Raw genomic sequence first — 11,032 nt, 5'->3', positions numbered from 1 at the left:
CCCCCAGCCCATAGCAGAGCAATGTCGCTAAAAGAGTATTAAATGTGTCACCTATAATGCCTAACTGAGTACACAATATGATCCGTCAGTAAGACTTGTAATTTTGTCGCTCTATGCAGCCAATTCGCACCTTTAACGTCTCTGCTCAGTTGCCGCCATCGCTAGAACCCTTGCGAAAGCTGGCTTATAACCTACATTGGGATTGGAATGTCGAAACCAAAGATCTATTCCGACGCTTGGATCGGGATTTGTGGGAGTCGAGCCGTCATAATCCTGTCTTGCTCCTGAGTACCATCAGTCAAGCAAGATTGGCTGAAGTGGCGGAAGATGAAGGCTTTATCGCGCAAATGGAACGAGCCTCAAGGCAGTTAGATGACTACCTCAAAGAGCGAACCTGGTATCGCAAAAATCGCGGCAAAGGTGACACTAATGAATGTTATGCCTATTTCTGTGCTGAATATGGCCTCACCCATTGCTTACCAATTTACTCCGGTGGCTTGGGAGTCCTCGCAGGTGACCACTTAAAATCTGCCTCTGACTTGGGATTACCCCTAGTTGCAGTAGGATTACTTTACCAAGAAGGTTACTTTGCTCAGTACCTCAATGCTGATGGTTGGCAACAGGAGCGCTATCCCATCAATGATTTCTATAATATGCCTCTCCATCTAGAGCGAAATCCTGATGGTTCGGAGATGCGCATTTCTGTAGACTATCCTGGTCGTACTGTCTATGCTCGGATTTGGCGAGTGCAAGTGGGAACTGTTTCCCTATACTTACTCGACACTAACATTGAACCTAATGGTCCCTACGACCACGATATCACCGATGAACTCTACGGTGGTGACTTGGATATGCGGATTCATCAGGAGATTATGTTAGGTATTGGTGGGGTAAGAGCCTTAAAAGCTTTGGGCATTAAACCCACTGTCTTTCATCTCAATGAGGGTCACTCCGCCTTTTTAATTTTAGAGCGGATTCGATTGCTGATCCAGGAAGATGGATTGAGCTTTGCTGAAGCCAAACAGGTAGCCCTAGCCACTCAAATTTTCACCACTCATACTCCTGTATCTGCTGGGTTTGACTTATTCCCACCCGATAAGGCAATGTACTATGTCGGTCACTATGCTGGCATATTCGGCTTAACTAAAGAGGAATTCTTAGCCCTAGGACGAGAAAATACTGGAGATTTGCAATCTCCCTTTAGTATGGCAGCCTTAGCACTGAAAACTGCTAGCTTGACTAATGGTGTGAGTGCCTTGCACGGACAAGTCTCGCGGGAGATGTTTCATGGGTTGTGGCCGAATCTCCCCATGAATGAAGTACCGATTACTTCTATTACCAATGGTGTCCATGCTCGCAGTGTAGTAGCTAAGTCTAATCAAGAATTATACGATCGCTATCTTGGTCCATCTTGGTCAGATAAAGGACCAGAAGATCCCCTCTGGGAACGTATCTCGTCTATCCCAGATGAAGAATTATGGCGCAATCACCAAGCTTGTCGTTCTGAGATGGTAATGTCAGTGCGGGAGCGCTTACAGTTTCATTTGCGCGATCGCGGTGCTACCCCAGCAGAACTGGAAAAAGCCCGTGAAGTCCTCGATCCTAGCATTTTAACGATTGGTTTTGCTCGTCGGTTTGCTACCTACAAGCGAGCTAATTTATTCCTGCGGGATATGGAACGGATCAAAAAGATTATGACAGGGAATAAGGAGCGACAAGTACAGTTTGTCATTTCTGGGAAAGCCCATCCCAAGGATACACCGGGCAAAGAGTTAATCCGCCAAATTATCCATACTATTCGAGAAGCTGGAATTGGCGATCGCGTGGTTTTCGTTCCCAACTACGACATCCACATTGCCCGTTTAATGGTTTCTGGCTGCGATATTTGGTTAAATACCCCCCGCCGCCCTCGTGAAGCATCGGGTACTTCTGGGATGAAGGCAGCCATGAATGGGGTAATGAATTTGAGTATCCTCGATGGCTGGTGGGATGAGGCGGATTATGTTCGGACTGGTTGGCCAATTGGTCACGGTGAAGAATATGATAATCCTGATTATGAGGATGAGGTGGAAGCTAATTCGCTCTACGATTTACTGGAGCAGGAAGTAGTATCCTTATTCTACGATCGCGATCAAGAAAAGATTCCTCGCGGTTGGGTGGCGAAGATGAAAGACGCGATTCGTCTCAATTGCCCTATGTTCAACACATCGCGGATGCTGCGGGATTATGCTATGAATGGCTATTTCCCAGCCCATGAACGTTATTTGGCCATGACTGAGGGTACTTATAAGCCTGCAAAGGATTTAGCCTCATGGAAGGAGCGACTGTTTGAACATTGGTTCGACATTAAAATTGAGGATGTTGATATCGCTGCCCCAAATGATTTGGTAGTTAACCAATCCATTCCGGTGAAAACTCGGATTAATTTAGCCGGATTAACGGCTGATGATGTCCAGGTTGAACTCTATAAGGGATCTGTTAATGGCAATGGACAAATTGTTGATGCCGAGACTGTGGTGATGGATTACCAAGGGACAGATGCACACAAATGTAGTATTTATACTGCTGATGTGAACTATAGTGCTAGTGGTTTGCAGGGTTTGTCGTTGCGCGTGTTACCTAAACACGATAATCTCTCAAGCCCTTATGAGCCAGGATTAGTGCTTTGGGCTTAGGTTACTCGCCCTTTTAGAAGGAACAAGCAACAATAATTAACAAGGGGCATATGCGGGGCATATGCCCCTTGTTAGGCAATAACTAGGGCTTGCTGAATAAGTTTTTGGCTCGGCTTCAAAGAGGCAGTTGGGCAGGCAGGGCTGTTTCATTCTCCCACAGCAACAGGTTAAAACCTGTTGCTACACAGGCTAAACCGCCCTTCGGCGGTTCAACTTATTTGTTAATAAGCTAATGCAAAACTTGCTAACCTGCGAAGGCAGGTTTTGTCTGTGTAGCGACAGATTTCAATCTGTCGTAAAACTTGAGAATGAAACAGCCCCTGGGGGCAGGGGGCAGGGGGGAAATACGAGCTTATTTTTTGGCTCAGTTTCCCAAAAGTGCAAGAATTTTGAACTACCCTAGTTCAAAATTCTTGCACTTGTCTAGAGCCAAAAAAGCCTTAAATCCTTATTTATCAAGGCTTTCGATCTTATTCAGCAAGCCCTAACTAGTGAGACTAGCGATGCCCCAAAGGAGCTGCTTCGCTAACGCTCAAAAAATGTTCGACAATTTGCCGATGGATGCGAATTTGATCCAGTCGCGGACCTTGAGCAGATACAACAGTTAACTCAAGATTATCATAGTATAAAATTTCACCTTTTTGCGGAATTTTCTGAAACTTATAGAGGACAAATCCTCCCAATGTTTGATATTCATCAATTATCGGTAAATTTAACTCCAAAACTTCATTAACTTCCTGTAAATTCATTTGGGCTTGTACCAGAAAAGTCCGCTCGTCGATAATTTTGATCGGTGACTTATCTGTACTCTCTGGTTTAGGATTATCGCCAATAATTTCAGCCACCAAATCTTTGAGCGTGACTAACCCAGCAGTACCACCAAACTCATCGACAACTATAACCATAGCTAAGTGCGATCGCTGCATCAATGGCAATAGTTCGCTCAGGGGCATTCCTTCTGGGACAAACCGAGCGGGACGAATCCACAAATCGATAGTTGTTTCTAGGGAAAGATGCCCTTGAGATAAAGGCTCTGCTAACTCCTTAAAGGAAATAATGCCCCGAATATCATCTAAGGATTCCCCAATAACGGGATAGCGAGAGTGCTGAGTCTGAGCAATTTCCGTAAGGATTGTTTGCAAAGTTGCAGTAGTGGAAATAGCCGTAATGCTAGTGCGACGTATCATCACTTCTGATGCCAAAACCTCACCAAACTCAAATACATTATTGAGGAGTTCTCTTTCTTCCGCTTCTAGTCCACTAGACTCCCGTTCCGTGGTGATAATAAGCTGTAACTCTTCTGGTGTAACTTGGTTATACCAGCTTTGACCTGTATATTTAATACCCACAAGCCGTAGGAGCCAGCGAGTCGATTGGTTTAAAATCCAAATAAACGGATTAAAAAACCGTGCGATCGCAATACTAGGAGGACCAAGAAATCTTGCCAACTCTTCTGAGTAAAGCAAAGCTACCGATTTGGGACAAAGTTCCCCTAATACAATTTGGAAATAAGCAATCAGAAAAAATGCGACAGGGATTGCTAGCAAATGGGAAATTGCCTGTCCTTGCTCTGGTGATAGAGGTAGTTTGCTGAGTAAATATGCTACCAAAACCGCCATCGTATTCTCACCAATCCAACCCAATGCCAAACTAGAAAGGGTAATACCCAACTGCGTTGTAGAAAGGAGGCGGTCAATACTTTGTTGCAATGATTGAACAGTTCTTGCTTGAATATCACCCGCTTCAACTAATTGATTAATACGGGAGCGTCGCACCGAAACCATAGAAAATTCAGCCGCGACAAAAAAGGCGTTAATTGTAATTAGGAGAAATACTGATAATAATCGCAAGAGAATATCTCTACCTGTGAGGGTAGTAGCCCCACTGACTGTTAGGAAAACCATTAGGTGGGCAACCATACAATAAAAAAGTTCAGAATAAAAAAGTTCAGGAGTTTAGACTTTACTACAGCGGTTACCGCTGTTATGAGATACACTAGCAGTAATTTTCAGGTATGTTCGGTGCAGAGAAACCGGGTTTCTGAGGTGTACTTCATAGACCTAGAATCTGCTATAAATGCGACTAACCTTACAAAAATGATTCGGTTTTCGGTTCCCCATTTGCGATGGTAAAAGGACCGATCAAACCACTTCATTAAATACATTTTCATTTCTGCATAATTTGTTGCGGCTTATCTCGTTACAGGAATTTCCGACATTTTCAACTTGAGTTTTTGATCGGGATAATCTGTCAGCGTCAAGGATAGTGCTTTAGCATCATCAAGCAACGCAGTTGGGATACTCACAGTACCCGAAAATCCAGAGCCATTCGCTGGCAATTCTCCGGGTAAGCCTTCGGTAATCGCGCTGAGAGCGCGTCCCTTATCGTCAGTAACATTCAAAAAACTGTAAAGGAACCTTACAGAATCAGAACCCTCGTTTTTTAAACTAACATTCAACAATAAAGAACCGCCCTGTACGCTAGTGGAAGTAACCTCCAAAGTGACTCCTTTATCCTGACTTTTGATCGGCAAATTTAGGGAATTGGTACTCGCCAACGTTCCGTCTGGGCTAGGGGCATCAGCATTAGGTGACTCATTGTCAGAGGGACTACTTTTGGGTGTTGACTCGTCTTGGCTATCCTTGGCTGAATTATTATCAGTCTTCACCTCGTTACCCTTGCCCTTGATATAGGCATTAACGTTAGCCAGAATCTCAGCTTCCCGTAACATAGCTACCCCTTCGTTACCCGGAGAAGCTCCTTGCTGATCGTTGACTAACTTCTTGGTGGGGCGAACATCCGGCTGAGTAATGCCTTTGAGGGCTTCATGACCAATAGTGAATCCCCACATTGAACTGACAAAACCGGCACCTAGCATCATTGCCAGGAGAATTAACGTCAGTGCTACAGTCGAGTTGAATTTCATCCGCTGTTTAAGTTACTCTGTCTAGTGGTTCTCTTATAGCATGTAAGCTAAAAAAGTCAATGTTAACATTTTTCGATTACCTGGAACTGACTCACGAGCTGTCACAAACTCAATTTATGGGAAAATAGGGAAATAGGATAGCCTGTATCTCTCTTTTCTCTGAAAGGCGAGGTCGAGATCTGGATTTTTCCATCAGTTGTCCAGATTTTACCTAAATCAGCTTAAAATAATAATCAGACAACCAGGGTTGGCCGAGCGGTTGAGGCAGCGAACTCATAATTCGCCCAAGGCAGGTTCAACTCCTGCACCCTGGATTAGTACAATAGTTCTATTTTAAGACTAATCAAGAGTAGGCGATTGGCGATCTCAGCTAATGCTACCAACCCTAATGGCAACTCTGGAACATTGGGGGTAAGAATTGACATCCGCAGGCATCCACGAGACGCGATCGCAAACTGCTTGATATAGTGAAGGAATTTAGTACTAAGTCCAACTCCCGATCTTTGAGACGCGATAGTTTCTATTGTAATATAAAGATAGCTAGCAGCAGGCGATCTCCATGGTTCAAATCCAAACGCACAAAAAAAAATTCACCTTTGAAGAATATCTCAACTATGAAGACGAAACCGACTACCGTTATGAACTTATTGATGGGGAGTTAGTACCCTTCGCTCCAGAATCACCAGAAAATGACTTTATCGCCCGATTTTTGCTGTTTGTTATTGTTAGTCAGGGAATTGTGCCACTTAAGTTGGTCAACATACACACTTGCGAAGTTCAAGTACCCGTTTTACAATCTAAAGATGCGGCTAATCGCTACCCCGATGTAGTAGTTCTCAGGGAAGAACATTTAACTTTGATGAACAAACGGTTAACTATTACTCTGGATATGCCACCGCCGCGACTAGTAGCTGAGGTGGTTAGTCCAGGTAAAGTTGGTCGCGATTGCGCGGAGCGCAGCGCCAAGGGCGATCGCGATTATAATCGCAAGCGTAAACAGTATGCGGCTATCGGTATTCCCGAATATTGGATAATCGATCCGGCAGAAGAACGGGTAATGGTGTTGCGATTGGAGTCGGGGGAGTATGTTGAGTCGGTATTTGCTGGGAGTGAGAGAATTATTTCTGCCGTTTTTCCTGAGTTAGAGTTGACAGTAGAACAGATTTTTCAGGGTCAGATGTAGTGAGATTTTTATCCCCAAGTATTAATAAAAGCGGTAAGGATAACCGCGCAAGGCATACGAAATTTCTGGAAAAAGTGTCTCTCACTTTATATCTTGACAAATTTTTCCGAAATTGCCCAGTCATGAGCTGTTTTCAGGGATATCTGCCAACCTTAATAGCACCTCCTCCATTGTAGAACGATCGCCAATGTTGCGACAAATCTTGAGCGCTTGCTGCAAGGCATCGCGAGCTTCTGAATACCGCTCTAGTTCTGTCAGTGTCGATCCCATATTACAAAGGGTGGTTGCTTCCATCGGAAGATCTTCTATTTCCCTAGAAATTGCCAGACTTTGCTGTTGGTAATTGAGCGCATTAATATTGTCTCCTAGAGTGTGGTATGCAGCCCCCAAGTTGCCTAAAGCGATCGCTTCTCCCTGAATATCTTGAAGTTTTTGCTTCAATATCAGACTCTGTTGGTAGCATTCAACCGCTTTGGTATAATTTTCCAAAGCGTAGTTAGCATCACCCAGATTTGAGAGCGCATTAGCTTTGAGTAAGGAATCGTCAATTGCCTCGGCTGTGGCTAAACTTTCTTCGTAACAATCGATCGCTTGAGTATATTCCTCGATCGCTTCGTAAGCTAGACCCAAGTTACATAAGACTTCTGCTTGTCCCTGGAGATCGTTAATTTCCTGTCTAATTGCCAAGCTCTGTTTAAAGTAATTAATAGCAGCGGCATAGTCTTCTAGCGCATAGTAGGCTTCACCTAAATCTTCGAGATACTCTCCTTGTGCCTGAAGGTCATTGAGTTCCCGTGAAATTGCCAAACTCTGCTGAAAACACTCGATCGCTTTAACCGGATCGTCTAATTCAGCATATAAGGTTCCAAGGTGCGCTAGAGCAGCTTCTTGCCCGGGACGATCTTCGATTTGTTGGGAGATGTTTAAGCTTTGCTTATAGTATTGGATTGCGCTGTCGTGGTTTTCTAAGATTGAGTAAAGATTACCCAGGCTTCGGATCGCCTTGCTCTCCCAAAAGCGATCTTGAATTTGCCGTGCAATCTTGAGACTTTCTTGGTAGTATGCGATCGCTCGATCGTAGTCTCCTTGGCGATGATAAGCACTCCCCAGAGCCTCCAGATTGCTTTCTTGACCCCGACGAGAACCGATTTCTTTCGCAATCGTTAGGCTTTCTTCTAAATACTGAACAGCTTGGGGATACTGTCCTAACAGGATATAAAGATTGCCCAAACTTCCCAGCGCAGATTCTTCATCTTGACGAGCGCCGATTTGCCGCGCGATCGCCAAACTTCTCTGATAATACTCAATCGCTCGATCTGGTTTACCTACAATCAAATTGAGCTTCCCTAAATTTCCCAAAGTTTGACCTTCTTCTTGATAGTCGCCAACTTCTTGGGCAAGGCTCAATGCTTGTTCAAAACAGCTTCTGGCTTGCTTATAGTTGACCAAATCGAAGTAAGCTTCTCCCAAACTTCTCAAGCATCCTGCCTCTTGTTGGCGATTTCCTATTTGTTGAGCGATGGCTAGGCTGCGTTGGTGATAATCTATTGCTTTACCTGAGTTACCGCTACCTCGATGAGCTAGTCCAAGATTTCCTAAACACTGACTTTCTAGTAAGGAATCGCCAATCTGTTGGGCTATAGTTAAACTGTGATGATAGTATTCAATTGCTTTTTCCAAGTCACCAAAGGTAAGATAAGAATTACCGCTATTGTTGAAAATGATAGCGTCTATTCGAGAATTGAGCTTGTGAATAATTCGTCTGTATAAGTCTAGCGGCTCTTGATAATAGCCCCAGGTATAGAGTTGATTGTGTAACTGCTCCTTTGTGGGTGTATTAAGATTAACAAACAGAATTTCGCTAGCTCTTTTCCAAACTTCTATTTCGCAGAGGTGGTGAAATGCTTCTAAATAGCAGCGGACTTTTTCGAGATTGGAGTCATTCCTGGGTTGATATTTTTTAGTTAGCCAATTGATAACGGCTCTGTACTGGGTACGTTTAGTCACTGGTTTGATAGACTTAATAGTGGCTGACTCGATACCAAGATAGGACAGGATTGAATCACCAGGGGGAGTGATGTTAACTTCATTAGTGATTTTTAATTCTTTAGTTTCTGGTTTAGTAAGGTAGCTCATTGTTTTTCAATTAATTATCAAAAAGTAATTCTCTTAACCCTGCTACTGCTTGTTCGCCGCTTTCTTCTTGCTCAATGACGTGTAATTGCTCCTCTATTAACTCAGCATATTCGTCTATACCAATTTCCAGCGCTATTTTACTGAGAGTTATCATGGCTGTTTCTACTTCAGGGGATTGTATGCAGGCAAATATATACAAACTTCGCATTCCTAATAATGCTGCTAGATCGAACTTTTTGAGCAAGCGGTAGGTATCGCTTAAATTATGGATTGCTGCTCCTGCTGCCCATTTATCGCCAATCCCAGCGGCAATTCCTAAGCTTTGTTTGTGGTATTCAATTGCTGTCTCATATTGCTCTAAATAAGTATAAGTATTGCCTAAATTACTGAGTGCATATGACTCACCTTCTCTATCGCCTATGTTACGGGCGATCGCTAATCCTCGTTCGTAATATTTAATAGCTGTCTCGTATTGTTCCGTGGAATTACAAACTACACCTAAATTTCCTAGCGCTGTTTCTTCTCCTTCTAAATAGCCGATTTCGTGAGAAAGTTCTAGCTGCTGCTGATATAAATCCCTGGCTAACGAGTGGTTATGCAAAGAAAAATAGACATTGCCCAAACTGCCTAGCGTACTCGCTTCACATCTTTTATTACCAAATTCTCTAGCAATTGATAAACTACCTTGCATATTTTCAGCAGCTTTCTGGTAGTCTCTCAAGAAGTAGTAAACAATACCCAAATTTTCAAGGGCATTAGCTATTCCTTTGCGATCGCCAATTTTGTAGACGATTTGTAACTGTTGTTGGTGATATTCACTAGCTGGCTCGTAATCTCCTTGTAATCGGTGGATAACACCAAGGTTTCCCAGGAGTTTGGCTTGACCTTTTTCATTAGATAGAGTAATGGAAATAGCCAAGGCTTGTTGGTAAAGCTCGATAGCAACTTGGTATTGTCCCAAAGAACCATAAATATTGCCGAGATTAGTCAGGGCAATTTCTTGAGATTCGGGTTCGGGGGCGATCGCTAACTGTTGTTGATGGCACTCAATAGCTTTCTGATAGTTGCCTAAAGCGCGATGTGCTAAACCTAAACTATTTAAGCAAATATCATCAACTTCATCATTAACTTTTCCGATAATTTGGCTGCACAGATTTATTTGTTCTCGGTAGTAGCCAAAATCACCGAGTTGACTGTGCAGCGCTTCCTCTAAATAAATATTTTCCGAACTATTGAGAGGATCTGTCGAATTTATAACAGGGACTCCTCTCCTAATTAAGTTAGCGGCTTTTTCCCAGGCATCAACGGCGCAAAGGTGGTGGAATGCTTCTAGACAGCCGCGTAATTGTTCTAAGGTAGGTGAATCTGGCTGAGGTTTGTATTTGGTCAGCCAGTTAATGACTGCTCTGTATTGAGTACGTTTCCATTTTGGGGTAATCAGTTTTAAAGTTGCTTGTTCAATACCAAGTTCAGCCAAAACTGACTCACCGGAAGGTATAATATTACTTTCTTGTGAAGCCAGTTTTCCTTTGGTATTTAACTCATCATTTTTACTCATAAATTTATCTAATTATTGTGGCATTTATTGCCTTAGTAAAATACTATATTAAGTATTTTACTAATTAAATTAACCATTGATTATACAAGACAATCTAATTTTAGATTTTCTTGGAAATGACCAACTGGGTTGGTTAGCTAGCATCAATCACGTCCGAATCTGTTTCAGCTAAACAGGTTGCTATTTGTTCTGCAACGGAATCGCCATCTAACTCTGCAATCTCAGCTAATGCTGCTTCAATATCCTGGACATCCAATTCTGTAGTTTGGATAAGCCTCCAGACCATGTTGACAGCATCTTGGGCATCCGGCAGTTGAAGGCGTTCAAAAATAGCAAGGCTCCGTAAAATATGGATGAGTGCTTGTTGCCAGTCCTGAATGCAAGCATAGCTGATAGCGAGGTTGTAGAGAGCAGATAATATTTTTGTAAAGTTTAATTTGTTGAAAATAGTAACCCCAAGTATCAAGCTGTTTATGTAATTTTTTATTTTCAGCAGTATGTAAACGATAAGCAACAATTCTAACTGCTTTTGTCCATTCTTCTACATTACAAAA

7 protein-coding genes, 1 tRNA gene and 1 pseudogene are annotated in these 11,032 nt (G+C 43.0%); 3 read left to right on the top strand and 6 right to left on the bottom strand.

Features of this window, described 5'->3' with window-relative positions:
- Nucleotides 1–113: 113 nt before the first annotated feature.
- A complete protein-coding gene (gene glgP / locus NJ959_RS18405; RefSeq protein WP_254013195.1) occupies nucleotides 114–2,675 on the top strand; it encodes an alpha-glucan family phosphorylase in 2,562 nt (853 codons plus the stop codon).
- Nucleotides 2,676–3,172: 497 nt separating this feature from the next.
- On the opposite strand, the gene NJ959_RS18400 is transcribed toward glgP, so the two are convergent.
- Nucleotides 3,173–4,594, bottom strand: coding sequence for a hemolysin family protein (locus NJ959_RS18400; RefSeq protein WP_254013194.1), 1,422 nt, complete (start codon nucleotides 4,592–4,594; stop codon nucleotides 3,173–3,175).
- Nucleotides 4,595–4,866: 272 nt separating this feature from the next.
- Nucleotides 4,867–5,601 carry a hypothetical protein gene (locus tag NJ959_RS18395; RefSeq protein ID WP_254013193.1) on the bottom strand — a complete coding sequence of 245 codons (735 nt, stop codon included), beginning with the start codon at nucleotides 5,599–5,601 and terminating at the stop codon, nucleotides 4,867–4,869.
- Nucleotides 5,602–5,842: 241 nt separating this feature from the next.
- Here NJ959_RS18395 and NJ959_RS18390 point away from each other — a divergent pair.
- Together NJ959_RS18390 and NJ959_RS18385 are read left to right on the top strand one after the other, a co-directional pair.
- Nucleotides 5,843–5,915, top strand: a tRNA-Ile gene (locus tag NJ959_RS18390).
- Nucleotides 5,916–6,160: 245 nt separating this feature from the next.
- Nucleotides 6,161–6,784, top strand: coding sequence for a Uma2 family endonuclease (locus tag NJ959_RS18385; RefSeq protein ID WP_254013192.1), 624 nt, complete (start codon nucleotides 6,161–6,163; stop codon nucleotides 6,782–6,784).
- Between the two features lie 120 nt (nucleotides 6,785–6,904).
- Here the strand turns inward: NJ959_RS18385 and NJ959_RS18380 are convergent, their stop codons facing one another.
- The 4 genes and pseudogenes from NJ959_RS18380 to NJ959_RS18365 form a co-directional block, all read right to left on the bottom strand.
- The gene (locus tag NJ959_RS18380; protein ID WP_254013191.1) at nucleotides 6,905–8,920 is read right to left on the bottom strand and encodes a tetratricopeptide repeat protein; all 2,016 of its coding nucleotides are present in this window, start codon (nucleotides 8,918–8,920) and stop codon (nucleotides 6,905–6,907) included.
- Between the two features lie 10 nt (nucleotides 8,921–8,930).
- Nucleotides 8,931–10,478, bottom strand: coding sequence for a tetratricopeptide repeat protein (locus NJ959_RS18375; protein WP_254013190.1), 1,548 nt, complete (start codon nucleotides 10,476–10,478; stop codon nucleotides 8,931–8,933).
- A gap of 133 nt (nucleotides 10,479–10,611) precedes the next feature.
- Nucleotides 10,612–10,764, bottom strand: coding sequence for a hypothetical protein (locus tag NJ959_RS18370; protein ID WP_254013189.1), 153 nt, complete (start codon nucleotides 10,762–10,764; stop codon nucleotides 10,612–10,614).
- 37 nt (nucleotides 10,765–10,801) lie between these two features.
- Nucleotides 10,802–11,032 (bottom strand): annotated as a pseudogene (locus NJ959_RS18365) (hypothetical protein); the annotation flags it as partial.

It is taken from the genome of Limnofasciculus baicalensis BBK-W-15 (assembly GCF_024178385.1).
Classification (GTDB): domain Bacteria; phylum Cyanobacteriota; class Cyanobacteriia; order Cyanobacteriales; family Coleofasciculaceae; genus Limnofasciculus; species Limnofasciculus baicalensis.
This window is presented reverse-complemented; position numbering and strand designations above follow the sequence as displayed.

Bases quoted from the DNA above. Each gene is read 5' to 3' on its own strand.
- glgP (WP_254013195.1), top strand. From the start codon at position 114: ATGCAGCCAATTCGCACCTTTAACGTCTCTGCTCAGTTGCCGCCATCG.
- NJ959_RS18400 (WP_254013194.1), bottom strand. From the start codon at position 4,594: ATGGTTGCCCACCTAATGGTTTTCCTAACAGTCAGTGGGGCTACTACC.
- NJ959_RS18395 (WP_254013193.1), bottom strand. From the start codon at position 5,601: ATGAAATTCAACTCGACTGTAGCACTGACGTTAATTCTCCTGGCAATG.
- NJ959_RS18385 (WP_254013192.1), top strand. From the start codon at position 6,161: ATGGTTCAAATCCAAACGCACAAAAAAAAATTCACCTTTGAAGAATAT.
- NJ959_RS18380 (WP_254013191.1), bottom strand. From the start codon at position 8,920: ATGAGCTACCTTACTAAACCAGAAACTAAAGAATTAAAAATCACTAAT.
- NJ959_RS18375 (WP_254013190.1), bottom strand. From the start codon at position 10,478: ATGAGTAAAAATGATGAGTTAAATACCAAAGGAAAACTGGCTTCACAA.
- NJ959_RS18370 (WP_254013189.1), bottom strand. From the start codon at position 10,764: ATGGTCTGGAGGCTTATCCAAACTACAGAATTGGATGTCCAGGATATT.